Genomic DNA, 25,576 nt, shown 5'->3' with positions numbered 1-25,576 from the left:
CGACCCGACGCCCGACCCGGCCCCACCGCCGGCAAGCACCGCGACCGACACCCCAGAGCCCGACCCGACGCCCGACCCGGCCCCACCGCCGGCAAGCACCGCGACCGACACCCCAGAGCCCGACCCGACGCCCGACCCGGCCCCACCGCCGGCAAAGACCACGACCGACGCCCCAGAGCCGGCGACCGCCGTGGCCCTGGCCGACGGGTTCCTCCCCGATCCGTTCGCCCCCTCGACCCGCATCTGGCGATTCATCGATGGACCTCGAATAACGCTGGCGCCGCCGACCCCGCGGCACGGCCTGGCCTGGCTGCCCCCGCAGCCGCAGACCAACGCGGAGGCGTTCGACGCCTTCATCGCGTGCGGCGCCGATCCCGAGGCGGCCCTCACCGAGGGGGTTCCGGCACCGGCGCTGTTTCTGGCCGGATACCTCGACCTCGAGCGGCTGGCCGCCCGGACTGCACCCGGGCACGTGCTGCGGATCCGGGTGGAGACCGGCGGAGCCGTCGACCTCGTGGCGAGCGAGGCGACCCCGCCGCGCGAGTACGCCGCCGCACTTGAGCTCGACGACGTCTTCCTCCTGCCGGTCGGCTGGCTCTCGCGCTGCCGGGTCACGGCCACCTACGAGGTCGGTCGCTCCGGCGACCCAGTGCTGACGCACGAAGTCGACGGCGCTCCACTGAGGCTGGCCCCGGCCGGTGCCTCCCACGGCGTCGACGGTCTCCCGGAGGAGGCGCAGCGGTGGCCTCACGGTCGGCTGCGGAGCACGGCGACCCGCTACGTGCTGGTCCCCGAAGCTGGTGGCCTCGGTCCGTGGCAACGTCTGCACGCCCATCGCCCCACCCCCCGTCCGGGCCCCGGAATCCTGGCGGTCCGGGTCGGGCGCGGACAGGCCATCGACATCACGGCGACCGCGTCGGCGGTGGCCGGCCTGACCGCGGTCCGGTCCACCGCGTCGACGCTCGCGGCGGAAGGGGTGGACCTGCTGCTGCCCGCGAGCAGCTACGGCGCGGTGACGGTGGTGGGTGCGTGGCGCTGGCGCCGCGATACCTGGCGGTCCGTCGACCCGCCGGCCCGACGGCTCAGCGCGTGGACCGATGGCTGGCCCGACGCGTCGCCACGGTCGAGGTGAATACCGGAGAACCGCGGACCGCCGGGATACGTACTTCCGGCCAGTCACGCACCATCCCTCACAGTGGAGGCCATGTCATGTCCCGGGGTCTGACGGCGAGCACGTCTCGGCGGTGCTCGTGAGCCGCGGCCAGCGCCCGCGGTGGAGCACGCGGTTGTTCGTCATGGGGTTGCTGCTCGTCGTGGCGAGCGGGCTGTTCGGCACGTTGTGGCTACAGGTCAGCCGCGCCAACAGTGCCGAACTGGCCCGCATCGACACCGAACGGCAGGCGCTGCCGTACCTGCGGGCCCTCGGCGGCCTGACCGGTGAGCTGGTCCAGGCCCGAACCGCGGCCACGGCCGGCCAGACCGTGCCGTCGATGACCGCCGCCCTGGTCGCGCTGTCCGATGTGGACGCCAAGGTGGGAGCGGACCTGTCCATGACCGAACGCACGGCGGAGCTGCGAGCAGCGGTCGAACAGGTCCGCGCCGACGGCCCGACCGGGCAAGTGGCCCGGGAGCGATACGGTGACCTGATCGTGCAGGCCGGTAGCCTCATGCAGTCCGTGAGCGCCACCGCACAGCTGATCGCCGACCCACGCCCCCAGGTTCGGGTGCTCATCGACGCGGTCGTGATCCACACGCCGACGCTGGTGGCCGCCGCAGGCCGGGTCGCCGACGTGCCCCCACCGGCCAAACCGAACGCGTCCCCGTCATCCGACGACGTCGTCCAGCTCGCCCTGGCCCGACACGATCTGACGACGGCGTACGCGGGACTGACCGCCTCGGTGCGCATGGCCACGGAGACCGGCGCCAGCAACAGGTTCGTCGCCGACGCGACCCGCCAGCTCGACCAGCTGCAGCTCAGGCTGGCGTTACTGACGACGATCAACCAGCCGACGTCGACGACCGCGAACGCCGCGAGCGACGTTCGTCAGCAGACGAACCTGTTCATCACGAGCGCCCTGGCGGAGGTCGAGTCGTCGCTGTCGCAACGGGTCGAGACGCTGACCCAGCAACAGGTCATCGCCACCGTGACCGTGATCGCCGGCATCGCGCTGACGCTCGTCGTTCTGTGGCGGACGGCCGTCCCGGGTCGGGCCGCGTCGGCCGAGGAGACCGGCGGCGACGGCGCAGACGTGGCCTCGGTGTCGGTGCGGTCGCCCACCGTCGATGCCCGGGAACTGCTGGAGATGGCGGAGCTCGGCCACGCCGGCCAGGGCGTCCGGGCCCGCCCGCAGGACGGAGCCGACAATGCCTAGCATCCGGGTCGCCCAGCGGCTCTACCTTCTGCTGGTGGTGCCGGTGATCGCGCTGTTGACGATCGCCATCCCGGGTGCCGCCGACCGGCTCAACCGGGTCCGGGCCGCCGAGAGCCTCGCGGCGACCATGAGCGACGCCCAGGCGGTGGCGCTGGTCATCGAGGAGCTGCAAACGGAGCGACTGCTCGTGACGGCGTTCCTGAGCGCGCCGGCCGACTACCGGGAGGACCTGTCGCGGCAGTTCTTCGCCACCACCGAGGCCGCCGGCCGGGCCTACCGATCGTTGACCGGGCCGGCGGCGGTCAAGCTGCACGACCAGTTGTCCCGGCTGGGCGAAGTGACCGCCCTGCGGCAGGACGTGATGGCCGGTCGGGGTGCGGTCGCGCAGGTGCTGCCGACCTACACGACGCTGATCGAAGCGCTGCTCAACGAGTTGGCCCGGGTTGATCCGCCGATCGCGACGGCCCGGGAGCCCCAGGCCTTCGACGCGCTTCTGCGCAGCAACGAACACGCCAGCTTGGCGGCGACGGCGCTTGTCGCCGCGCCGGCCGATGCCCCGCTCGCGGCGTCGGTGGTCGACCAGGCCGTGCTGCTCGGTCGCGGCGATGCCGAACGTTTCGGCCGGCTGGCCGCGTCGGGGCCGGTGGCCGTCCTCGACGGGATCCAGCGAGGATCGGCCACGCAACACCTCGACGCGGCCTTGGTGGACATCACCGCCGCCCGGCCCAACGGACTGCCCCTCGACAAGCGGCTCGCCCTGGCCCAGGCCACCGCCGGGCAGCGCAGGATCCTGCGCGCCCACGTCGGCCACGAGCTGGTCGCGCAGACATCCGCGGCGGCATCCGCCGCCCGGCTCGAGTCGCTGGTGCTCGGCGCGGTGGCCGGCGTGCTCGTCATCGCCTGCCTGCTCCTCGGCGTCCGGGTGATCGGGTCGGTGGCCCGCCCCCTACGGCGGGTCGCGGTCGCCGCCAACACGATCGCCGACCTGGCCGCCAGCGAGATGGCCCGTATCAGCAGGGACGACGAGACCGACACCGAGTCGGCTCCCCGCCTGGCCGCATTGACGCACCGTTCATCGGACGAGATCGGCGAGCTCGCCTCGGCGTTCAACCGGGTACAGGCCACCGCGGCCCTGCTCATGGAGCAGCAGGTGGTGACCCGCCGCAAGGTCACCCGGATGTTCGGCAACATCGCCGTAGGCCCGCCTGATCTTTCCCCCGGCGGCTTGCGACGGCGTCAGCCCGGGACCGAGGCGCCCACGTCAGGGCCGGCAGGCCCGCCGGCGCTGCGGTCGGCCCCCACGGCCGACCCCGAGGCCGAGCGGACGGCGCTGAACGCGTTCGTCGACGGCACTCACCGGGCCGACGAGCAGACCGCCGCGTCGACCCGGTCGGACCTGCGCCGCCGCGAGCCCGGGTGAGATCTCGATCCTCTGGCCCGTCCGCCGGTCGGCCTCCACCGCCGGCCGGAATCCCCGTCCCCAGCGACCGGCCCCGAAGCCGAACGCGAGCAGCTCACCGGCTACCTCGACGGACTGGCCCGCACGGCCGAACCGTACCCACCGCGGTCCCGACCATGGAGCGCCTGATGACACTTCCCGCCCGGATCAGCGCCGAGGCACAGCTGTTCAACTGGCTCCTCGGTCGATTCGCGACCGAGACGGCCGGAGTGAAGGAGGCGATCGCCGTCTCGTCCGACGGCCTGCTGATCGCCAAGTCTGCAACGGCCGACCGGGCGGACGCCGACCGCCTGGCCGCCATCACCTCGGCCATGTCGATCCTGGCCAACGGGGCGGCCCGCCTCTACGACCTCGGCGAGACGCTCAAGGTCATCATCGACCTCGACCGGGGTTACCTGGTGGTGCGGACAATCGGCACGGGGTCCACCATGGGTGTGTTGGCCGCGAAGGCGGCCGACCTCGGCAATCTCGCCTATGACATTGCGATGTTCGCCAATCAAGCCGGGAGCGTGCTCACCCCCACGGTCATCGATGAGCTGAAGAACGCCGCGCAATCGTGACGTCAGTCCTGCGGTTGACCCGAGCCGACCGCCGACCGCAGCGCCCGAAGCGCGTGATAGGTCCGCGACTTGACGGTGCCCTCGGGCACGCCGAGTATGCGGGCCGCCTCAGCGACCGAGCGTCCGCGATAGTAGATCTCGAGCAGGACCTGACGATGGTCCACCGACAGCGTGGCCAGCGCCGCCCGGACCGTGTGACCGTCCAGCATACGGTCGATCTCGTCGACGCCCGTGGTGCGATCGGACATGTCACCGACACCGATCTCGGCCACGCGAGCCTGCTTGGCGCGGCTCGCGTCGATCGCGATCCGGCGCGCGACCGTGAACAGCCACGGCCGGATTGTCGTGAGGTCGGCGTTGAGCTGGGCGAGGTTCTTCCAGGCGCGCAGGAACGTCTCCTGCAGCAGGTCTTCGGCCACCTGCCGATCGCCCATCGTCCAGCGCAGCAGGAACCGGTGCAGCGCGGGGCCGTGCAGCTCGTGGAGCTCCTGCATCCGGCGGTCGGCGTCAGCCGGTGCTCGGTGTCCGCCGACCATTCAACGAGGCTCCCTCGGAATTGCTACGAAAAGCGCAACCACGTCTGGCGCGGTACCAGAAGATCCTTCCGGATTCTCACATCGGCAATGATGTCTGACAACCCGAACCTCATCGTCAGCGATCACCCGTCGGGCTCATCATCGGCCCGGTCAGGCTCATCGAGGACACCTACCGGCAACGACGCCACCAGCAACGCCGCCGAACCCAGGTCGTCGTACTCGGCCCGGCAATCGGCGCAGTGCAGCAGATGGGCCTCGACCGTCTGCTCGTCTTCGACTGGGAGCGCTCCCGAGAAGTAGCCGGCCAGCCGATCGAGGACGTGCGAACTCCCCGGCTCGGTGCCGTGTTCCAGTCCCATGTTCGGTGGCCTGCTCCCGTCGGTCTACGCCCAGCTTCGCACGACCGCGCGTTGTGGACCAGCCCCGGGCGGTCCGTTCACACCGGTTTCGCGATCGGCCACCGGACGGAATGAACCGGATGCCAGGCCCGCTCGTTGGTGCAGGAGTGCTGACCCCCCTGAAACCCGGACCCGCGCCAGCCGTCGGCCGGGTGGTGCGGCGCGTGGCGCCCTGGTTGCTCTTCGTGGCGATCCTCGCCGGCACTGGGCACGTCGGTGCCGTCCCCGCCTTCGCGGAGGGACCGTCGCCATCGACCTCAGTGGGCCAGGCCAACCCGGTCAAGTACTACGTCGTCGGGACCACCGGCACGTCCGAGCGGCAGTACCTGTTTCAGATCGCCGCCCGGACTCTCGGCGATGGACGTCGCTATCTGGAGATATTCGAGCTGAACAAGGACCGGCTCCAGCCGGATGGGCAGCGGCTCGAGGACCCGCTCGTTTTGATGCCCGGGTGGATCCTCATCCTTCCGGCTGATGCCGACGGGCCGGGCGTCGTGGTTGGCACACCGCCGATCTTCGGTAGCGCACAGGCTCCGCCGCCGACGACCGGTAGCGGGGCAGCGACGCAGTCGTCCAGCGGCAACGGTGTACGCGCGGCCGCCTTCATCCTGGTCACCACCATCCTCGGCCTCGCATTGCACCTGCTGCGGCGCGGCCGCCGGATCAGGCTCCCCGTGCCCGCGCAAGCGGCGCGCGACTCGGGGCTTGAGCGAGTGTCTGCCGTCCGGCGCATCCGCCGCCGGTGGGCCCGCACGCCCCAGGACGGCGGCCGGCTCGAAAGTGGCGCGGTCGAAGACGGCGGCCTGATCGAGCCCAGCCGCCCGATCGAGCCGTCCGCGCGGCCGACGCCGCCGGCACCCGCACCGGAGCCGGAGCCGAAACCGGAGCCGGAGCCGGAGCCGAAACCGGAACCGACGATATCCGCGGACCCGGTGATGACACGGGTGGAGGCCAGCCTGCGGGTCGGTGCGGACCTGGTGACCGTTCGCCTCATCGGCGCCCGCCCGGACGCGGATGCCGATTTCCTCGGCCGCGGCCTGGTAGGACCGCGCCACAGCGGCGGTGCCGTGGTACGGCTGGGTGAGCCGGGGCCGGACGCGCTCTGGGTGGACCTCGCGGTAAGCCCCGACGTCGTCAGGATCACCGGCGTGCGCGCCGGGGTACTCCGCCAGGCGGCGGAGATCGCGCGCCAACTGTCGCAGGCCGGAGTGTCAACGGTCGTCGTCGACGACGTTCCCGGCCTCAACGATCTGACCAGCCGCCGCGTGGCGTCACTGCGTGAGCTCGCCGACGGGCCCGGCTCGGCCCAGCTGCTCGTCGTCTTTCTCGACGAACTCGCCCCGGCCGACGTGGTGATCCTGCATGAACTCATTGCCCGGCGGCGGCCCCGGGTGGTGCCGGTCGCGGTCGGGTCCGGGCCCCGGTCCCGCTGGTCAATAGCCGTATCGTGATCATGCAACGCCCGGCCTCGACAACAGCTGCAGTGAGGTCCACATCAGACAGGGCGCCCAAACAGAGGGCCGTCAGGCCCAACTCCTCGCACTCGGCCAGACAGGGACGGCACCGCGCCAAGTGCGCCTCCACCGCGGCGATCTCATCGGGTGACATCTGACCCAACGCGTAGATTCCGAGCAGTGTCCGCATTTGTTCATGATCGTCTTCACCATCGCGGCGCATCGCCTAACCCCTCACAGATGCAACATCACCGACCGTACGACGAGCGTCACGATACGAATCGTTCAACCCAAGCCATAGAAATCTCACGTGCTCGCGGCACTCCCTCACGTCGCCGGGTTTGGTGGACAGGTCCATGGCCGCATGAACGTTGCCGACGGTCGACGCGTATTACCCCCCGTGGTGACAGGCGAACAGCAGGGACGGCGCGGCGACCCCGCGGAAGCCGCGCCCGACGGCGACTCCGATGCTGCGGTCCGCGCCCTCTACGAGGCGCACGGCTCCGCGCTGCTCAGCTACCTCATACGCCTGACCAAGGGGGATCGGCACCGGGCCGAGGATCTTCTCCAGGAGACCCTCGTCCGCGCCTGGCGGCATCCCGAGGCCCGGGTGGACGGCAACTGGAGCCGGCCGTGGCTGTTCATGGTGGCCCGGCGCATCTTCATCGACCACGTGCGGGCCGCGTTGGCCCGTCCCACGGAGGTCGGCGACGAACGCCTGCAGGAACGTCCCGCGACCGACGACCGGATCGAACGGGTCGGCGAGCAGGCACCGATTCTCGAGGCGGTCCTGGAACTGCCACCCCGGTTCCGGGACGTCCTGATCGAGGTCTACTTCCGGGACCGGTCCGTGGCGCAGGCCGCCGAGATTCTCGGCATACCGGAGGGCACGGTCAAGTCTCGAAGTTTCTATGCGCTGCGTGCCCTGCGAGAACGGTTCGCCGAACGCGGCTTGGTCGCCGGTGAAGGGCTGGCTGATCTCGGATGACCACGAACCCTCGCCAGTGGGAGCCCACCGGCGAGGGTTCGTGCTCGGCGTCAGCGGGAATCCGGCCACTCTTCCTGTGTGGATGGTTCGGCCGGGTCCCAGTCGACGGTCCGCAGCGCACGGCGACGCAGCAGCAGCACCCCGCCGAGGACGAGCACCAGCAGTACGGCCGCGCTGATGAGAATCGTCGCCGTGCCCGACCCGTCCTCCTCGCTGGCCCGAGGAGGAGTGACGCGGGCGGCGCTGCTCGGGATCGCCGCCGCGACCGCCTTCGTCAGGTTGACCACCACCAGGCCGTCGTCACCGGCCGGCCCGCTCGGACCGGACGATCCGGCATCGACCGGGGTCGCGGTCGTCCGGAACTGCTTGACCACCTCTGCTGCGGGGAGGCCCGGCGACTTGCCGCGCACGAGCGCCACGCCTCCGGCGACCAACGCGACGGCGTACTGCACCCCGCTGACCTGGATCTTGCCTCGTCGGCCGGTGCCGAGACTCACCAAGTTCTGCCCTGGCGCGACGATGTCGACCGTGCCCGGCGGATACTCCCGGGCGAGCCGCCCATCACCGTTGAGCATCCCGACACGCAGCAGCTGCGGTGGCAGCGACCCGTCGTCGGGCGCCGGCGCCGCGGTGACCACGACCACGTCGTGACGGGCGGCGTTGTTGATCGCCTGACGGACGCCGGGCAAGGAGACGTCCACATACGATCCCAGCGCGATCACCTTCGCTCCGGACGAGACTGCCACGTCGATCGCGGTCGCCTGGTTGGTCGGGGTCGCGGTCGCCTGGTCGACCGTCACCCGGATCGGCACCACGGTCGCGTCGGGGGCGACGCCGAGCAGGAACTCGGGATCGTCGCCGACGATCAGCGCCGCCATGGCGGTTCCGGTGCCCAGGCAGTCGGTGGTGCCGGACTCGGTGCCCGTGACGACGTCCACCCCCACGCTCACCCGACCCGAGAGTTTGGGCACGCTCGCATCGACACCCGAATCGACGACGGCCACGACCACGCCACTGCCTCGCCCCGCCGCCGCCCAGGCGTCCGTCAGGGCCATGTCCTGCTGCGCCCCCGCATTCCCGGCCGGCGTCGGCGCCGGCACTGCGGGGCAGGCGCTGGCCGGAGCCGTCGGCTGGGTGGTGGGCGCCGGGGTGGAACCAGGTGAGCCGGTGGTCGTCGACCCGGGCGGGGCCGACGTGTGCGCCGGCGGCGACTGGTTGGGCTTAGCCGTGGGAGTCGGGGCCTTGGTCGCCGGTGGCGGGGATGCCGGCCCGGGCAACACGCCGTAGCGGACCCCGTCGCCGACCGCGTCCCATGGCAGGACCAGCGCCCACCCGACACGCAACGACCCGCCGCTGGTGAGGGCGCCACCGTCGGGTTGCCGCCGGCCAACGTTCAGCTCGTAGATCTCTCCGGCGCGGTTCTGACTGCCGAGCAGGTTCAGGGCGATCTCCGGCACCGTCTCCACCGCGCCGTTGGCGCCCGCCGCGACCAGGTAGTACTTGACCCGGGCCGACCCGGACGGCGGGGCGGCCAGCGCCGGGAGACCGGCCGCGACGAGCAGCCAGACGGCCGCGAGGATGAGGACGACTCCGGTCGACCGTCGTTTGGTCCAGGCTTGCACGGGCGCTCCCTTGGGTCAGCGTTCCTACCGCCGGCCGTACAACGGCTCCGCCCCCGTTCGCGTTCACAGAAAGCACGCGGCAAGTGATCCGCTCCCCCACCCACGTCACGACCGGTTGTCAAGACCCGCGGCGAGGGCATGGTAAAGCTCCGCGGCCTGGGTCCGGTCGGCGTCCGAATTGAACAGCTCCGCGATGAGACCCATCGGCCCCGCCTCACCCGTGCCAGTGGGCTCACCCCGCTTCGTCGCCAGCACCAGCGCGAGAGCGAGCTTCGCCTGCGCCTGCAGCACACCGGCCGAGGTCTGCGTGGTCAGCCCAGGAATGATCAGCTCCGCTCCGGCCGGCCAGAATTCGCCCGATGCGGCCGAGGGGAAGGCCTCCACCAGCCGCGCGTGCAGCTCCCGCCAACGGCGACGGATCCGCTCCTCGAGGTCGTCCCCATAGTGCGGTGGGTTTCGGGCGATCAATGAGACAACGATCTCGACGCCATGGGCGATCAGCCCCGCCGCGCGGACCACGCGCAGGGACCGGGCCATCCGGGCCCACGACTCCGGCGTGTCGGCAACGGTGAGCTCCAGCACCCGGGCTCCGGTGTCCGGATCCAGCACCGTCCCGTCCCCCGCACGGCCCCCGGATCCCGGTCCGAACAGCACCCGCATCCGCACCGCATGCTGCTCCGCGCCGGGCAGCGCGGCGAACGCACCGGCCGGCTGCATGGGCACCGGATCGTCACCAACCGACAGCCGCCGGCGCACCGCCTCGGCCGCCCGGCGGAACTCCATCTCCGTCATGGGCGTCACCGGCACCGGTACCCCGGTATCCGGCACAGCAATGCTCGCCGTCGTCACGACCGGCGCCTCACCATTGTCATTGTCATTGTCAATGCCGTTGCCGTCGGACGCACGGCCAGGTAGGTGCGCCGGCGTGGCGTCGGCGGGGGGCAACTCCTGATCACGGACCGTGGCGGTGCCCAACACCTCGGCCTCGTCGCCGATGAGCCCTCCGCGCAGCCCGACGGGTCGCCACTGGCCCGCCGCGGCACGACGCGTGTGCTCGCCGAGTTTCACGATCCGGTCGGGATCGACCTGCCTGAACCGGCCCCGATCCGCGAACCAGCCCGGCACCTCCCGCCGAACCTGGGCCCCGTCCCTTTCGGACTCGACCGTGATCGTGGCCAGCAACGACGCCAACGACACCGCCGGTTCGACACCCTCCTCCTCCGCCACCACGGCTTCAAGCTGGGCCCGCAGCTGATCACCATCCACATGCCGATCGCGATACCGCCCCTCCGCCTGCGCCATCCCGACCATCAACGACACCCACAGACCCCGCCACGTCAGGCCATTCGGCACCCGCACCGAGCCGCTCGCCACATCGAACCCACCGACGCCATCGACGGCCGGCACCACCGGCACCGGCGGAATGTGCAGCAGGCCCGCGACCCACTCCGCCGTCTCCACCAACGCCGCCGACCGGCTCGACGCGTCGGGCCGCACCGCACGGGCGATCCGCCACGCCCACCGCATCACGTCGGGATCGTGCGACCACAGGCCCCCGAACGCCCCGGGCCGGTCCACATCGAAGGGTGCGCTGGCCCCGCCCCGCAGGCCGACCGGCTCGGAATCCACCGAGAGCCGGCCGGGGACGTCCACATCGGACGGCGAACTGGCCCCGCCCCGCAACCGCACACTCCACCGATGGCGCACGCCCGGCCGTTGGAAATCGCCGGTCCTCTCACCCGTCTGCGAATCCAGCGACACCGCAGTCAACCCATCCGGCGACACCAGACCCGGCAAAACCAAGTCCGGTCTCCGGCCCGACGCCAACAGCGGATCCGCGATCATCCCCGGAGACCACCCGGCGTACCGACCCGACGCCGCCAACCGAGCCGCCTCAGCCGCCGCCACCGCCGACACCACCGGCACCCGATCGGCCGGCACGTCCACAACACCCTCCGCGACCGGCGGCCGGGCCGAACGCGACCACGGCGCACTGGTAGCCAGGCGCCCCCAATGCTCGACCACCACCTCCTCGACCGCATCCAGCGCGACAAACTCCACACCATCCGGACGCAACCGACCATCGACGACCCGCTCACCACCAACGCCGTCCGGCACCGTCATCCGCACCTGAGCCCACAAGCCGTACCGGTCCATCGACCCACCAGCCGCCGGCGCCGTCACCCAGCCACCCTGCGGATCCGACCGGTACCGCGCCACCACCCCATCCGTGTCCAGATCGATCGCCACGAACAGCGACTCATCCGGGCTGACATACCCGTACCGCGTCTCAGACCGACCGGTCTGCGGACCGGGCACCTCAATCAACTGCCGCCACCAACCAGCGAACCGACCATCCGCCACCCGCTCCCCCAACACCGGCTCCACCACCGCCGGCCCGCCACCACCAACACCCGACCCGGCCCGCACGCCGCCCACCACAATCTCGTCCAGTGCCGAATCCTCACCACCACTGTCAGCACGACGCGACCGCACCGCACCACCGGAGCCACCGGACTCGGCACCACTGCCCGAATCCTCGCTATCCGAGCCCTCACTGCCCGAACCGTCGCTCTCCAACGCCTCCTCACGGCTGGACACCTGCCACGCCCCGTTCCCCCACCGGAACCACAACTTCCCACCCGTAACCGGATCATCGGCCACGAACACCGTGCGATCCGGCCGAATCAACCCAGCCAAGTTCACCGGCCGACCACCACCCGGTCGCCGCACCCGCACCAACTCCTGCGTCCACCCGGCGAACTCATCCGACGCCGACGGCTCCGCCCCCCGACGAGCCGCCGCCCGTGCCGACCGCGACGGCGGCCCGGCCGAGACGTCCGTCCCGGCAGCAGCCAAGGTCGGACCAGTCGCCACCGGCTGGGCCGCCTGGCGCAGGGCGACCTGCCTCCCGACCCAACCCCCGCGCACACCACCTCGAGCACCACGGCCCGCACCCCGACCCCGGGACACTCCACCACGGCCACCACGGCCATCACGAGCCGGCGCCGGCGCCTCCGACCCCGTATCGCTCGTCAAACTCGACTCATCCGAATCCACCTCCGACGACTCCACCGGAGCGGACCGTCCACCTCGGCCACGACCGCCCTGGGCAGCACGACCACGGCCACGGCCGCGCAGCTCACTGCCAGCGCGGCGAACGCCACCGCCGGGTCGCTCCGGTCGCATCGCTCGCGGCGCCGGGCCGACGGAAGCCACGGCGAGGATCACGCCGGTGCTCAGGTCGACGTACGTGAGGCGGCCACTCTGGTCGGTCACGGTGCCGACCGTCGCTTCGGCGTAACGGGGGCCGAGCAGGACCCGCGCGGCGCCTGCCCCGACCCAACCGCCGGCATCGACAGAGGCCTCGCCCGTCACCGACTCCAGCGCCACCCGCGGGGCGTGGTCGGCATCGGTGAACCGGCCACTCCGCAAGGAGTCCCACCGAGCCTTGAACCGCAACGGCCCGGCGACCGGCATCTTGGAAGCCGTCCAGCCGGCGATGGCGTTGATGGTGAATCCGACCTCGTCCAGCCGCAGCATGACGAATGGCAGCGCGGGATCGACCTCGCCGCCATAGGCACGCATCGGGCCGTCCGGCGCAGGAACGGCCACCGTCCCGCCGGTCAGCACTCGCGCCGCATAGGGCGGATACGGACTGGGCGGTGCCGGCCGATCCAAGAGCAGGATGTCGGTCACCTTGACGACCTGGCCGTCATCGGGATCGAGCATCACCGCCCAGCCACGCTCGGGGCTGACCAGTACGTCCGCCGCGGGCATGCCGGTCGGCAGATAGAGCAGGTGCCCATGGAACTTGATCGTGGCCGACCGGCCCGCACGCCCTTGGAACCGTTCGGGGCCCAGGTCGCCGTCGAGCTTGGCCGGCGTCGGGTCGCCCGGCTTCGGCTTGGCGGCCAGCACCTCGGTGCCGAGCGCCTCCTCCCACAGCGGTGTCCGCGGAAGCAACCCGGACCCGACCCACTCACCCGTGTATGGATGGGTGATCACGTGCCAACCCAGGTCCGTGACGAACCGGTCGAGATTGACCTCCACCCGCAGCCCGGGTCGCAGACGGTGACGGAAGCCGGAGAAGACAGGGGTGCGGTCCTTACCGACCCAGACCTGGCCGACCCCGGTCTCCTTCAAGCCGCGCGCGGGCACCGGCAGCCGCGCGTAGCTGTCCGGATCGCCCGGCACCTCCCGGGCCAGCACCACTCGCGTGGCTGGGTCGAAGTACCACACCACGCCGTCCGCGTCAGTCCACACAGCGACGTCCTGGTACGACCAGTAACGGCCGACCAGCACCGCGCCGCCGACTCCGACGACGAACCCCCAACCATCCACCATGGACGGTCCGATCGACGCGCCTGGTGGCAGGGTCACCCTTACCAGTGTGTCGGTGTCGCGGAACTGCCGGGTGCGCAGCGACTCCCAAGACACCCGGACCAGCAACCGATCCGGGATCGGCTGGCCCGAGCGGGTATCGCCCGCGATGGCGAACACGCTGACCCACTGCGCGTCGGTCCGCATCATCACGAACCTCGCCCCTGGGTCGGGCTGAGCACCCACGAAGACGTGCAGCCCACCCGGCGCCGGCACTGCCACCGTGCCACCCCGCAGGACCCGCGCCGTGAACCGTGAATGCAGCACCGGCCGCGTCAGTGGGTCCACCCGAATGACGTCGATCACCTTGAGGACCACATCCTCATCCGGCGGCAGGACAGCGGCCCAGCCTCGCCGCTGGCTCAGCAGCACCCGCCCTTCGAAAGACTCGTCTGTCGAGATCCAGAGCATCAGCCGCTCGATGTACGCCTGTGATCCCGAGACTTTCTGAATTACCTCGCCGGTGATCTTCGGGGGTGGCGGCTCACCGACGACCGGCCGATGTACGACGTCGCCGGAGGGGTCGACCGGCGCTCCCGCTGCGACGAGGTCATCCCGCTCCCTTCCCGTCAGGGGAGTACGCAACGACCAGCCCGACTGGAGCCGCTCGCCGTTGTCGGGATGGGTCATAAGCCAGAAGCCGTCGTCGGCCACGAAGAGGTCGACCGGGACATCCGACCGCAGCCCGTCCCGAAGGATGATCGTCAGGCTGCCGTAGTTGGTGCTCCGGTTCACGGAAAAACGTCTCTCGATTCGACCGGGCGTCCACGACCGTTCGGGCGGTTGCGCGTAACTGGCCGGGTCGCCCGGCACCTCCCGGGCCAGCACCACGCGGCTGTCCGGATCGAAGTACCAGACCGTCCCCTCACCGTCCGCCCACTCGCCGATCTCCCGGCCGGCGCGGGCCGGACCGACCAGCACCAGACCACCGGGAGCGTCCACATAGCCCAGACCGTTCACCAACGCGGGACGGGACTGCGCACCCGCCGGGAGATCGACCCGCGCTACCACGTCGTCGTCAGTGAACCGGTTGGCACGCAGGGACTCCCGTGACACCCGAGCTAGCATGGGGCCCGGAATCGGCTGCCCGGACCTGGTACGGCCCGCGACGGCGTACACCGTGACGTGCGTCTGATTTGCCCTCATCATCACGAACGGGTCGTCGGGGGACAGGCCGTCAGGCCCCACGAACACGTGCGCGCCATCCGATTCCGGGACGGCCACCGTCGCACCCGGGAGCACCCGAACCGCAAACCGCCCGTGCGTCAGAGGCCGGTGCGGTGGATCCGGGCGGGCGACGTTGATGACCTTCGCTACCAAACCCGTATCGGGATCAGAGATCGTCGCCCATCCCCGCTGCCGGCTCATGACGACGCGTCCCCTGGCCAGTCCCGGAGGGAACCAGAGGTTGCTCGAATCTATGAACAGCTGTGGACCCGTGGCCAGCGCCACCACCTCGTCGCCGGGTAACGCCGGTGGCGTGGGCTGGCCCACCACCGGAGGCGCCACCACGTCCCCGACGTGTCCCTCCGCCGCCCAGAGGGCGGTGAGGTCGGCGGTCTCCGCCCTGGTCAGCGGGGCACCCGGTGACCACCCCGAAGCGATCCGCTCTCCCGTGTCCGGGTGCGTCAGGAGGTACCACCCGTCCAGGCTGACGAAACGGTCGATCTCGACGTCGCCGCGCAGCCCTGGGCGGAGCGGATGGCGCTTCCCCGCATGCTGAGCCGGCCGACGCGAGTCAATGGCCAGCCTGTCGCGGCCGGGCTTCCAACCCAGCTTGGGCGGCTCTGCGTAGCTGACCGGGTCGGGCAACTCGCGGGCCAGTACCCTGCGGTTCGCCGGGTCGAAGTACCACACCGCCCCGTCGTCGTCGGTCCAGGTCCCGACCTCCTCCCCGCCCCAGGCCGAGCCGACGAGGACCAGGCCACCCGGCCGATCCACGTAACCGGCTTCGTCGACCGAGGCCGAACCCGTCGGCACCCCTTCGGGCACGCGAGCGACTACATCGTCGTCCTGCAGTGGACCGCCGCGCACCGCCTCCCACCGCACGCGGACCAGCAACCGACCCGCGATCGGTTGCCCCGAGGGCGTGTAGTCCGTGATGGCATGCACGGTCAACCGTTGCGGGTCGGTGCTCAGCATGACGTACGGCTCGACCGCGGTGTCCTCGACGCCGACGTACACACGCAACCCGCCGTCGGTCGGAACCGCGACCGACCCGCCCGGCAGCACCAGTTCCTCGAACCCGGGATGCAGGACTGGTTGCCCGGCGGGGATCCGCCGCACCACGTTGGTGACGATCTGCACCAGACCGGTCCGCGGGTTGGTGACGATCGCCCACCCCCGCTGCTCGCTCAGCAGCACCGGCCAACCCGGCGCAATGCCTGGCATCTGCAGCAGGATGCGATTGATCGCTACGAAACCGGACCTTGTCGTGCCTTCGACGTCTCCGAGCAGCACCGGTGGCGGTGGCTGACCCACCACCGGCCGCGCCGCCACGTCACCGGCGTGTCCCGCCGCCGCCCATGCCGCACCCAGCTGAGACCGCTCCGCTGGTGTCAGCGGCGTATTCGGCAGCCACCCCGCCAGCAGCCGCTCACCGGTGTGTGGATGCGTGAACAGGAACAGCCCGTCGTCGGTGACGAACCGCTCAACCTTGACGTCGCGGTTCAGACCGGCGCGGACCAGCGTGTCGACGCGGAAGAACCTCAGCAGACCGTCCGCGTTCAGCTCCTGCCAGCCGACACCGGGCCCGGGCGCGACGCGACGGGGCGCCGGTGGCCGGCGGAACGTGGCCATGAGCGGTTCTTTCCGGCCCAGCACGACCCGGGTCACCTGGTCGAAGTACACACGAGCGTCGCCGTCGTACCAGACACCGACCGTCGCGGCATCTCGCCAGGCTCGGCCCACCGGCAACCAGCCGTCACCGGTATCGACATATCCGTTTACGACGTTGGCGGTGTCGGTCGCGACCACATCCGCAGGCACCGTGGCGACGAGCTCCTCACCCGGCCGCGGCGCGGCTCCGGTTTGCAGGCCTCGCAGGCGACGACGCGCGACCTCCCGTCCGTGCACGTCGGTCACGATTACCGTGCCGTCCTCCGTGGACTCGACCATCACCTCCGTGCCCGCCGGCCGGTTCACAAAGAACCACAACCGCGGATCGCTGATGTGCCCGATCTGGCCCGATGACGACACCTGCACCCGATACGGGGGATGCACCGTCCGCCCCGGCCTGGCGTCCCGGCGGGCAACCGACACCACCGAGAGCACCTCGCCGCCCGTGGTCATCACCGCCAACCGGGCGATGCCACGATGCAGCCGCACCAAAACTTCCCGCACATTCTCGGGCATCTCCACCAGATAGCCGAGAATCAACATCTGCGCGCCCCGGACCTCGACCCGCCGCTGCACCTCGTCCTGCCCCAACAGTTGCGGGTCGACCATGTCCCCCACGCGCAGCCACTGCGCGTTCACCGCCCAGGCACCCGGAACCAACCCGGACACCAGCGGCTCCCCGGTGGCCGGATGGGTCACGACATACCAGCCCTGCGCAGTGACAAACGCGTCCAGCACCGCCAGCGGCAACCGCTTCGGCACAAGGTTCACGGCCCCGGCAAAGGCGAAGCGCCGACTGAAGACTCGAACCGACACCTCATACCAACCGGCAGGCACACGGCCCAATCCCGGCGCAGCCACCGCCGAGACCGCCGGCGCCCGGCGACGCGGGTTCACCGCCAAGGGCTCATCGGCATCATCGTCAGAGTCGACGGCGTCGTCCTCGTAATCGGAATCGTCCGACGAGTCGTACTCCCCGTCCATCGCCGCATCCGGATCGTCGGTCACCTCATCCGTCTCAGACCCGGCCGGGCGGTCGTCGTCGCGGTCGCGCTGGCTGCGGCGCTGCGCACGCGTGACCGGAGCGGGACCCTCGATGGAGGAGTCGCCGTCGACCTCTTCCTCGACCGGCCCGAACCGCGCTTCGTCGCGCATCCATTCCGGGTCCGGCATCGAGGCGAAGTCAGCGAGGTCGTCCTGCAGGTCATCGAGCGGGCGACGCAGCCCGTCCGCCAGCATCTCCATGAGCCTGAGATCGAGCTTCGACAGCGCGGCCAGCTTCTCGCGGGTCTCGACGATGACATCCTCGGGCAGGCCGAGCAACGCGAATGGCCGGCTCGCGGGGTCGAACAGACTGGCCACGCGCTGCGGGTCACCAAGGCCGACCAGGCTCCCGAGGCGCGCCAGCAGCCGGCTCGGGGAGAATGAGAAGTTGCTCGATTTCGGCAGCCGACCCAGCTGGTAGAGCAGGCGGCCGGGGAGCTTCGGCCGCCAGCCCCCGTCCTCGGTCGGGGTGGCCACCTCGTACAAGTGGCGCTCGCGGAAGGTGCGCTTCTCCCCGCGCACCGATGTCACGATCTGAGCCGCCGGATCCGAGAGGAACCGGGAGACCTCCTGGGTGTTGAGGTCCAGCTCCGTCAGCCGATGGTGGATGCCATAGGTGGAGTCGAATCCACGACGCCGCTGCGCCTCCTCCTGCGACAGAGCCCGCAGCAGTCCGGGCACCACACGGCCGTCCGGCAGAGTTAGCTTGCCGAGCCACCGCGCGTTCAGGAGGGTGTTCGACTCGATGTGGTACGCCAGCGGGTACCTACCTCTGGCGAGTACCCCCGAGTAGACCTGATGCGCCTCCCCCATCAGCACGGTGAACTTGGCGTCGACCGTCGGCGGGCCGACATGCTCCGGGCCGTCGACCTCCTCGGCGGAGAACGCCACGGCGCCGCCCAGACGCACCAACGGGCTACGCCCACCGCCGGTCCGACTCGCGATGATCTCCTCCGTGAACCGGTCGAACACCGAACGGGTGTTGCCGCGCCGCGGGTTGGCCAGGCTCACCACGTCGGAGTCTCCGAAGTGGACGAACACCTCACCGAACGACCGCTGCATCTGCCGCAGGTAACCGAGGAACGTCGCGCTACCCACGATCGCCAGCCGCACCCCGGCGTGGGGGAAGTTCAACCGATAGCGCAGGATCCAGTCGCCCTGCCGGCGGCGCCAGCGCCAATAGTCGGCATCAACCAGCGGGCCATTGAACTCACCGTCCTCGGACCTGTCGCGCACCGGCAGTTCCGCGATATGAGCAATGACGGTGACCGCGCCGGCCTCGTCGCCGAGTTCGGCATCGATGGCCGCCTGCTCCTGCGCCACCTCGACCGCGAGCTCTTCCTCCAGCCGCACGGTCGGCAGGTCCGAGGCCGGGTCGTTTCGCCGGTTGATTCCGATCACCAGCCGCATCCGGCCGAAGCTGCCACCCATCGCCTCCCGATACATCCGCGCAAGCTCGAGCGGCGAGCGGTCGTGCGGGCCGCGTCGCACCCGGCTCGGCCCGTAGACCATCGCGACAAACCCCACCGCGTCCGGGTCGAAGTCCGGCGCGCGCCCGGGCGCAACCACCACCGGCGCCCGCCCCGTCGCCACCTCCCGCGCCACCCCCCGATAAAGGCTGGGACCCGACTCAGTGCGGGCCGCCTGCTTCTTCAACTCATCCACGGACGCACGCGGCAACTGAGCCGGGGTCCGCCAGATATCTCCGTCCGATTGACCGACCCGCGGCAGCGGCCTCACCAACCAGTCCTGGTCGTCAATCTCATCCACCGGCACCGCACCGCGCTGCGACCCGAGCCGCTGACGACGCACCGGCCGCCCCTCCGCGGCCGCGTCCGCGGAGTCGTCGCGCTGACGGCGGCGCCCCGCCGCGGGCAGCTCACCCGGGCCCTCACTGTCCACGTCGTGCATGTCCACGTCGGACGGTGAGCTGGCCCCGCCCAGCTGCCGGACCAGCCACGACTCCCCGTGGCTGGTCCGGCGCCAGCTACCGGTCACCGCGCCCGTCTCCGGATCCAGCGACCGCCCCTGCAATCCGTCCGGCGACACCAGACCGGGCAGCGGCAAGGCAGGGTTGCGCCGACCGAACACCAGCGGCGAATCCTCGATCCGACCCACCGACCACCCGGCGAACTCGCCCGACGCCGTCAACCGGGCCACCGCCGCTCGGGCGACCGGCGACAACGAAAGGACGGCGCCGCCCGCCGCCCCCGGCGACCGACCAACCGTCGCCTCCAGCTGCCGGTTGACCCGCTCCGTCAACTGGTCCAGCAGCCGGGACCCGGTGCCCTCGGACGACACCACTCGAACCCGCGACCCACCCGCCGCCGAAGCGTGCCGCAGCACGAACGCCCGCACCGCGCCCGGCGTCGCGTCGATCTCCTCGCCCTGTCGCGACAACACCGGCCGACCACCCGCGTTCAGACTTACGACCACCGTGAACACGCCCGGCTCGGCCCGTGCTGGCAACGCGGTGGCCGCCACCCCATCGACCTGATACGCGGCCACCCCACCGGGGAAGAGCGTGTAGGCGTAACCACGACTGTCAACTCCCGACTGCACCACCGGCCCCGCCTCAGCCGACCCGGCCTGCGCCTGCGGCGACTCGACCAGACGCGCACCCGGCACCAGCTGGCCCCACTGGGCCAGGCGCTGGGCCGCCACTGCACTGATTTCTCGGAATCGAGCCACTGCGGCATCCGGCACGGCCCGATCGATCAGGAACCGCACCGCCACCCCGGTCCAGCCGGCCGGCCGGTGCCGCGCGACATGCTCGGCCAACGCCTGCCCATCATCGGGGACGGAGGCGGCACCCTCGCGGCCCGGCAGCACCGGCACCCCGTCGGCACCAACCTCGACCACGACGTCATGCACATCCACCTGGGCGACCTCAGGCCCAGCCGGCTCGCTTGCCGGTTCAGCGTCAGCCTGGGCCCCCTCAACCGGCGCCGCGGCGGCCGGCTCCACCTGAGCCGGGGCGGGCCGAGCACGCTGCCACACCGCTACCCCAGCCCCCACCATGGCCAGCAGGGTTACCCCACCCGCGCTCCACAACCAGAACCCATCACCTCGCTGATCCGGAATCGGAACACCGGCCGAATCAACCGCCCGGAACTCGAACCCGAAGAACGCCCGCTCGGTGAGCTCGAACGTCAGCTGGGCCAGATCGGACGCGTTCGCCGGCACCTCGCCAACGTCGCGGCCCGCGACCTGGCCGGCCACGGTCAGGTTGTGCCAGCCCTCCAACTGGGCCTGCAGCGTGACCGTCTGCCAGGCCGGCACGACCGCGCTGCCTCGCTGCATACCGTCGTCGGTGGTGACCGTCGCCGTGGCATCCTGCCCGCCCCGATTAGCGATCACCACCGGCTCCGGCGGCTCCGACACGTTGGCGTACCGCTCATACAACCGCCGCGCCGGCTCACCGAAATAGGCACCGAGCGAGTGCGGACGTTGCCATGGCTGGCCGTCCCCGGGCAAAGCCCCGGGGACGTTTGCGGAGGTTACCGTGATGATCCGGCCCCGGCCGGTGTGCAGGTCGACGTCGGCCAGCCACGGCCCGCCGCTGAAGCCGGACGTGAGGAAGACCGGCGTGGCGGGCTCGATGGCGCCGGCGCCCGCTTCCTTGACGTCGCCCGGAAGCACCATACGGCTGCTGCCGATCCACAATACCTCGGTGGAACCCCGGTAGAGGGTGCCCTCCACGGTCCGGGCCTCCCCTGCCGGGTAGCCCAACGCGTGGATCTCCCGACCCGGTCGGCCGCGATCGGCGAAGTCGACGCCCTGCCCGCCACCAACCACCTGCTGGATGTGCCGGCCCTGCTGCGGGCGCAGCAGCACCACGGCGACGTCCAGCGGGGAGAAACTCGTGTAGCCGTCCACTATGTCCCAGGTGTGCGCCTGCCAGATGCCGAACGGAGTGCTGTCCGGCGTGTGGCCGGGCGAGAAGAACACGCTTCTCGCGTACCCGCCGTGCTCGGGGTCGTAGATGTTGTGCGCGGCGGTCAACGCCAGGTCCCCTGACGGGCTGTCGACGACCACCGCCGAACCGGTGGCGATGCTGCCGTCGGGGTACTCCATCGCGAGGAGACCGGTCGTCGCCCGGAGAAGCGCGCGGGCCCGACCGCTGAAGGGCGCGGTCGTGTGCCCGAACGGCACGGGTACCTCAGGGGCCAGCATGCGCGACGGGTTCAGCATGGCGTGCACCCGGCGGAACCAGATCCACGACGGCATCTCGCCGAGCAGCTCCAACATGGTCGGGTCGTGGAGCGCGAGCGCGTAGTCGGTGCCGGCCACGCCCCCCAGGTCTGGGAAGGCGCTGCGCAACTGGGCGACCTGCTCCTCCAATTCGGCCAGCGGCACCCGCGCCGGCGCGCCCGCGACCGTGGCGGCGGGGTCGCTGGTGGCGACATCGAGCACCAGCCGATCCGGCGTTACGCCCGCCTGGCGCAGGCGCGTCTGGTAGACCTCCGCCAGGGACCGCTGCCGGTCCTGCGGCGTCAGCCTCATCGTCAACCACGAGATCGCCTGCCCGGTGGTGGCCACCAGCCGGGTCACGTCCATCCCCGCCCGATCCGGCGCGTCCAACTCGCTCGACGAGAACGACACGCTCACCACGAACTCGTCCCCGAACGATGCCCGCAACGCCCGGATCAACCGCTCTACCACGGCGACCGGCGTCTGCGGGCCGGCGTCGAGATCGACCCCGTCCAACCCGTGCCGGCGGACCAGATCCTCCACCATCGGATAGAACTGCTCGAAGTCCCGATCCAGCCGCCGGAACGTGCGGAAACCCTCCAGCTTGACCAGCACCCGCGTGCCCTCACGCTGCAGCGTGGCCAGGTCCGACCACATCTGCCGGTAGGCCGGCTGCTCCGGATCCGCGGCACTGATCAGCAGACCACGCCCATCACCAGCCAACCGGGCCGGACCCACCACCACATCGGTGGCCGCGCCGACCACATGCACTGGCGACACATACCGATCCGGCCGAGCCGGATCGAACTGCGCCAGATAGTTCGCCACCACCCGCGGCCCGGCCACCGCCGTAGACGCCTCCGACATACCCGCCAACGGAACCAGCTGACCGAGGAAACCCACCGCCGCCGCCATCGACAACAGCCCCCGCACACCAGGCACCCCACCGGCCAGGACCGGTCGCCACTGACCCGACGAATCCCGCCAATAGCGGCCCACCACCGCGACCGAATCCGGGTCGACCTGCGTGAAATGCTCCGCATCGCTGAACCAACCCGGGACCCCACCCCGAACCCCGTCCACAACAGACTCATCCGGCAACGAGGCCAACAACGACCGCAACGACACCCCCGGCTCACCCGACGACGCCACCTCCAGCACCCGATCCGCCGCCACCCCCAACTCCGCCGCCTCCGGCACAACCCCGAACCGGTACGACGCCTCAGCCGCCACCAAACCCCGCATCAGATCCGGCCACGCAACCCGCCACGACCCCACCGGCACCCACACCGACCGATCCCCCACATCAAACCGCGCCCCACCCTCCAACGCAGTACGCACCCGCACCGGCGGCATCCCAGCCAACCCAGCGATCCACTCCGCCGCCTCAACCAACGCATCCAACGGACTCACCGCACCAAACCGCACCACCGAACCAACCCGACGCGCCCACCGCGCCACCCCCACATCCCCCAACCGCAACGACTCCAGCCACTCCGGAACCGGCACCAGCGAAGACTGCGTGTCATCAGACACGTCCGAGCCGTCATTGGACCAGAGATCCGCCGAGTCCAGGTCGAACCGCGACAACTCACCACCGCGCAACCGCAGATCCGTCCCACCGGACGGATCCGCTGTCTCCCGTTGCTGATTGACCCGGTCGGTCAGTACCTGCAGCGGCCTGGTCACGCTGCCCTGCCGCGACACCACCCGCACCGGCAACCCACCAGCCTCGACCGGCACATGCCGCGACACGAACGCCAACACCGGATCCAGCGCCGCCGCGACACTCAGGCCCCGCCGCGACAACACCGGCAGACCACCCGCGTTCAGATCCACCACCACCGTGAACACACCCGGCACCGCCAACCCCACCAGCGAATCCGCCACCACCCCGTCGGACTCAAACGCCGCCACACCACCCGGGAACACCGTGAACCCATAACCATGACCATCAACCCCCGACCGCGTGGCAGCACCACCGGCCGGACTCGCCACACCGTCCGGGTCCGAGACGCCAGCCGCGCCCTCGGCCTGGCTCGCGACATCAACCGGGTCCGAGACATCAGCCTGACTCGTGACAACGGCCTGGGTCGCGACCAGCTCCGCCAGCACCAGCCCACCAGCCCGCGGATCGAACACCACCAGACGGCCGTTCTCACGCAACATCAGCACCGGACGGTCGTGATAGAACGCCCCGACCAACACCCGACCATCCGGGGTATCCGAATACCCGTCCTCGTCAACCGTGACGCTCTCCCCCCGCGCCACAGCGTCCGCCCCCACCGTCGGCGCCACCTCGTCACCGAGCAACGACTCCCCAGCGACCAGCCTGTCGCGACGCCGCAACACCAACTCTTCCGTCCTGTTCACGACCCGGACCCAGCCGTTGTTGTCCCGGACGAAGGCCTCCAGCGTCTCGGCCCCCACGAACATCCGGACACCAGGCGCCCCCGCGAGTTCGACCGTCCCCCCGGGCGCCACCGGCGCGAAAGACCAGGGGCCGAACGGCAATCCCTCGTACTCGGCCGGCATCCGCAACCCCGCGGTGGCCAGCGCGGCCAGCGACACTCGCGGAGCCTCGCCACCACCAGTCCCATCGAGTGACCAGGTGGCTGGGTCATCCCGCCCATCCGATGACGCGGCACGGATGTCGGCGCCCCGGCTCGTGACGAGCTGGGCCAACACCAACCCGCTCGCCTCCGGGTCGAACAACACCCGGACGCCTTCGTCATTCAGCATCCGGACCCGACCCGGACGGCCGTGATAGACCGCACCGACCAATACCCGACCGTCAGGCGTATCGACGTAACCCGCGGAGTCGACCTCGACGTCCACACCCCGGCCCACATCCTGCGGCGCCACGGTCAGCGCCACCTCTTCATCCAGCAACGGCTCCCCACTCAACAACCGATCCCGACGCCGCAACGTCAGGAGCCCACCATCCACATCGACCACCCGCACCAAGCCATCGCGCCGAGACTCAATGAACACCTCACCCGCCGGAATCCGAGCGAAGATCCGCACACCGGACGCTTCCGCGAACCCGATCGTCCCCCCCGACGCCACCGGCACCCGATACCACGAATGCAAGAACATCGGGAACTCATCGAAGACGGGGAATTCACGAACGCCCAGAACCACTCCGTCAGCGTCAAGGACAAAAACCAAACGGTTACTTACACTCCACCTCACCCATACTTCTTCATTGGCCAGATCGGGAATCCGGAGATGGCCGTCGCTCCATCTGACGACGCCCGAGCCGTCGACCCTTACCTGTTCCTGCTCGAACGGAACATAATCGTCCAGGTCAAACCTCTGCCCAATCACATTGCCCGCATCGAGAGAATCCGGCACCGGCAGGTATCCCGAAACCACCGGCGCGGCCGTCTCCGGATGGGTCGCCACGAACTCCCCGTCATCCGTACGAGACAGATTCAGACTCAGCCCCTCGCCCAACACCGTCCCCGGCGGCAAGGGCACCTCCACGCCATCAATGGACAACCCACCATCCGGACCGGTCAGCACTGCCTCCAACTCCCCGATGCCGAGATCCGGGACGTTCACGACTTCACGCGACATGGCCGACCCCGCATCAAGCTCCGCCAGGATCAGGCCATGGGATAGATTAAAGATGATCAGACGAGCACCCTCATACATCGCACCAACTGACCCCCGGCTATACGACGCGCCAATCAGAACCCGGCCCTCAGGGGTGTCCACATAGC

Annotated in this window: 10 protein-coding genes and 1 pseudogene (1 of these 11 cut by a window edge); 6 read left to right on the top strand and 5 right to left on the bottom strand. The window is 70.5% G+C overall.

The genetic code is table 11. The features are described from left to right. From AB0H83_RS22100 to AB0H83_RS22085, 4 genes and pseudogenes are all read left to right on the top strand, one after another. A pseudogene (locus tag AB0H83_RS22100) lies at positions 1–1,132 on the top strand (hypothetical protein); the annotation flags it as partial. A 163-nt stretch (positions 1,133–1,295) separates the two neighbouring features. After that, positions 1,296–2,372 (top strand): hypothetical protein, encoded by a 1,077-nt coding sequence (locus AB0H83_RS22095; protein WP_360096887.1) that lies wholly within the window; start codon positions 1,296–1,298, stop codon positions 2,370–2,372. After that, on the top strand, positions 2,365–3,792 hold the full coding sequence (locus AB0H83_RS22090; protein ID WP_360096884.1) for a nitrate- and nitrite sensing domain-containing protein: 1,428 nt from the start codon (positions 2,365–2,367) through the stop codon (positions 3,790–3,792). The genes AB0H83_RS22095 and AB0H83_RS22090 overlap by 8 nt, the downstream gene beginning before the upstream one ends. A 155-nt stretch (positions 3,793–3,947) precedes the next feature. Then, positions 3,948–4,391, top strand: coding sequence for a roadblock/LC7 domain-containing protein (locus AB0H83_RS22085; protein ID WP_360096882.1), 444 nt, complete (start codon positions 3,948–3,950; stop codon positions 4,389–4,391). A 2-nt stretch (positions 4,392–4,393) separates the two neighbouring features. Here AB0H83_RS22085 and AB0H83_RS22080 read toward each other — a convergent pair whose 3' ends face one another. Beyond that, entirely contained in the window at positions 4,394–4,927 is a 534-nt protein-coding gene (locus AB0H83_RS22080; protein WP_360096879.1) for a sigma-70 family RNA polymerase sigma factor, read from the bottom strand. 122 nt (positions 4,928–5,049) lie between these two features. After that, positions 5,050–5,286, bottom strand: coding sequence for a zf-HC2 domain-containing protein (locus AB0H83_RS22075; protein ID WP_360096876.1), 237 nt, complete (start codon positions 5,284–5,286; stop codon positions 5,050–5,052). A gap of 203 nt (positions 5,287–5,489) precedes the next feature. Here AB0H83_RS22075 and AB0H83_RS22070 point away from each other — a divergent pair, with 203 nt between their 5' ends. Beyond that, positions 5,490–6,776: a hypothetical protein gene (locus tag AB0H83_RS22070; RefSeq protein WP_360096873.1), complete on the top strand. Its 1,287-nt coding sequence runs from the start codon at positions 5,490–5,492 to the stop codon at positions 6,774–6,776. Here the strand turns inward: AB0H83_RS22070 and AB0H83_RS22065 are convergent. Further along, positions 6,694–6,969, bottom strand: a complete 276-nt coding sequence (locus tag AB0H83_RS22065; RefSeq protein ID WP_360097014.1) for a zf-HC2 domain-containing protein — start codon at positions 6,967–6,969, stop codon at positions 6,694–6,696. The genes AB0H83_RS22070 and AB0H83_RS22065 overlap by 83 nt on opposite strands. 174 nt (positions 6,970–7,143) lie before the next feature. Between AB0H83_RS22065 and AB0H83_RS22060 the strand changes: the two genes are divergently transcribed. After that, positions 7,144–7,767, top strand: a complete 624-nt coding sequence (locus tag AB0H83_RS22060) for a sigma-70 family RNA polymerase sigma factor (RefSeq protein WP_360096870.1) — start codon at positions 7,144–7,146, stop codon at positions 7,765–7,767. 50 nt (positions 7,768–7,817) lie between these two features. Here the strand turns inward: AB0H83_RS22060 and AB0H83_RS22055 are convergent, their stop codons facing one another. Together AB0H83_RS22055 and AB0H83_RS22050 are read right to left on the bottom strand one after the other, a co-directional pair. Continuing rightward, complete coding sequence (locus AB0H83_RS22055; RefSeq protein WP_360096867.1) at positions 7,818–9,389, bottom strand: S8 family serine peptidase; 1,572 nt, start codon at positions 9,387–9,389, stop codon at positions 7,818–7,820. Positions 9,390–9,494: 105 nt separating this feature from the next. Continuing rightward, positions 9,495–25,576, bottom strand: partial view of a zeta toxin family protein gene (locus AB0H83_RS22050; protein ID WP_360096864.1) — the final stretch only. 39,580 nt of this gene lie beyond the right edge of the window; 16,082 of the gene's 55,662 nt are visible here — the last part of the coding sequence; the start codon falls outside the window, past its right edge — the gene reads right to left on this strand; it ends in the stop codon at positions 9,495–9,497.

It is taken from the genome of Dactylosporangium sp. NPDC050688 (assembly GCF_040654515.1).
Classification (GTDB): domain Bacteria; phylum Actinomycetota; class Actinomycetes; order Mycobacteriales; family Micromonosporaceae; genus Dactylosporangium.
The sequence above is the reverse complement of the archived record's forward strand: the minus strand, read 5'-3'. Positions and strand labels throughout refer to the sequence as shown.